At 38.0% G+C, this 1,310-nt stretch carries 1 protein-coding gene; it reads left to right on the plus strand.

The features are described from left to right. The first annotated feature begins 23 nt into the window (after positions 1–23). A complete protein-coding gene (locus CHM34_RS18260) occupies positions 24–1,028 on the plus strand; it encodes a hypothetical protein (RefSeq protein ID WP_141201773.1) in 1,005 nt (334 codons plus the stop codon). Positions 1,029–1,310 lie beyond the last annotated feature (282 nt).

The raw sequence follows: 1,310 nt of genomic DNA on the forward strand, positions 1-1,310 counted from the left end.
ATTGCCCATAGGGGGGTTTTTGGTTGAGACTCTTTTTTGCTATTTTGTTATCGTTTTTGGTTCCAGGAACGGGCCAATTTGTCAATGGGCAGCGTTGGAAAGGAATCTTGTTTGTCGGGTTAGACCTTGTATGTATTGTTCTCAAGAATACGGTAAGTACGCTCCCGATTATCCTTTTATACCTTGTAGTGTTAATCGATGTGGTTATCGTCGGTGTACAAATGATTCGAGGAAAGCGTAAAGTGCCGAGCGGGAGATCGTATATTATTGAAATTGTGATCGCTTTTGTTATTGCCGCTGTTGTAACCTGGGTGGTGGATGATTTGACCAAACAGTCCTTGTCCTTGCCGATTGGTAAAAATGAAGGGCTGTCAACGGAAGAAAAGGAAAAGGTAAAGAAAGAGGCGGAAGCGTATCTAAAAAACAAGTACGGAAAGGAATTTTATGTCGATCAAATCGAGTACATTTGGCAAACAGGATCGTATAGCATGAAAGGGCATCTCAAGAATGATGATGGTTATGATTTTTTAGTTAAGAAAGATGACGGTCAATTTATCGACTCCTACTTCTTTCATAAACTATCTAAAGAAGGTAAGAAGGAAATAGAACCACAGATTGAAGGTGCTTTTTCACCCTTAATGAACTGGAATACCAGTGTATCTGTGGATCAGGAAGTTGAAGATCAATTTGCTAAACAGTCACCTAGTTTTCAGGAACTTCGTAAACAAACACAAAAATATCATCAACAGATACAAGTTAATGTACCGATTTCTCTAACGGCAAATAATAAAACCCGAGAGTTAGAAAGGGCATACGAATTGGTGTCTTTTCTAAATCAAAATGAAATACGTTCCAGTCTTGAAGTATGGTATTACGATCCCGAAATTAAAGAACAGGGAGTAACTAAAATCGATTTCACACAAAGTTTAAAGTATGATAAATTCCTGACAGCCGGACTGGAAGTAGATGATGTGTCAGATATTCAATCTGCTGAAGATCTGGAGCAGTATTTGGAGATCTATGATTAGCTTCTAAAGCAGATGCAAGAGGAGAAAATGTACCACGTCACAAAAATTTACCGATAATTTTTTAGGCATATGGTCATTGATCATATGCCTTAGTCCTTTGGGGGGTATTTATTTCTCTTATTTAAAGGATGAAAAAGGAAATGGATGATGGAAAATGGGAGGGGGATAAATCTATACCTGATATAGTCCAAAAGGACTGTTGAACGAGAATTTCCCCTCTGATACAATTTAGAAGAATTTTCTTAAGGAAAATCCGGGAAGGAGGATTCCTTTTTGCCATAC

It is taken from the genome of Paludifilum halophilum, assembly GCF_002245355.1.
Taxonomy (GTDB): domain Bacteria; phylum Bacillota; class Bacilli; order Thermoactinomycetales; family DSM-45169; genus Paludifilum; species Paludifilum halophilum.